Origin of the sequence: Streptococcus sp. DD11 (genome assembly GCF_001578865.1) — a bacterium.
Classification (GTDB): Bacteria; Bacillota; Bacilli; order Lactobacillales; family Streptococcaceae; genus Streptococcus; species Streptococcus panodentis.
In genome coordinates, this window is the sequence record NZ_KQ969415.1 from 1 (window position 1) to 815 (window position 815).

Below are 815 nucleotides of genomic sequence, written 5' to 3' on the forward strand. Positions count from 1 at the left end.
GGTTCCCAGCTATACAGCTGTGCCTTTTCTGGTGACAGCGCCGGTCATTAATCCCATCGTGCTCTTTGCGACCTACTCGGCCTTTGGCAATTCCTTTCGAATGGCTCTGCTGCGGTCTCTGGGGTCCATCATCGTGGCAGCTGTTTTGGGGATTTTTCTGGGATTTTTCGCTGATGCCACTATTCAAAAGGAGAATCGCAAGCATCTGCATGAGCATGATTTCTCAGGTCTCAGCAAAGAGCAGAAAATGTTTCAGGTCTTCGTTCAGGCCATTGATGAGTTTTTCGACACCGGCCGCTATCTGGTCTTTGGCTGTCTCTTTGCCAGCCTGGTGCAGGTCTATGTGCCTACTAGGATCCTGACCTCCATCAGCTCGACCCCTTTTATCGCCATCCTGCTCCTTATGCTGCTGGCCTTTCTCCTGTCGCTCTGCAGCGAGGCCGATGCCTTTGTGGGCAGCTCCCTGATTGCCAGCTTTGGCCTAGCGCCGGTCCTGGCCTTTCTGGTCATCGGTCCCATGCTGGATGTAAAGAATCTCCTGATGATGAAAAATTACTTTAAAACCCGCTTCATCTGGCAGTTCATCGGCTTGGTGACGCTGGTTGTCCTCCTTTATTCTTGGCTTGTGGAGGTGATGCTATGATTCGATTTTTAATTTTAGTCGGTTACTTTGAAATCACCATGTATCTTCAATTAACCGGCAAGCTCAATCAGTACATCAACCTGCACTATTCTTATCTGGCCTACCTGTCCATGATTCTGTCCTTTGTCTTGGCAGTGGTGCAGCTGATTGTCTGGATGAAGCAGATGAAGGT

Annotated in this window: 2 protein-coding genes; both read left to right on the forward strand. The window is 49.6% G+C overall.

The genetic code is table 11. The annotated features are described in order from the left end of the window. On the forward strand, positions 1-643 hold a 643-nt coding region (locus tag STRDD11_RS13160; RefSeq protein ID WP_128837672.1), incomplete at its 5' end, for a permease. After that, a partial coding sequence (locus STRDD11_RS13165) for a DUF1980 domain-containing protein (RefSeq protein ID WP_128837673.1) occupies positions 640-815 on the forward strand: 176 nt, incomplete at its 3' end. The genes STRDD11_RS13160 and STRDD11_RS13165, both read left to right, overlap by 4 nt.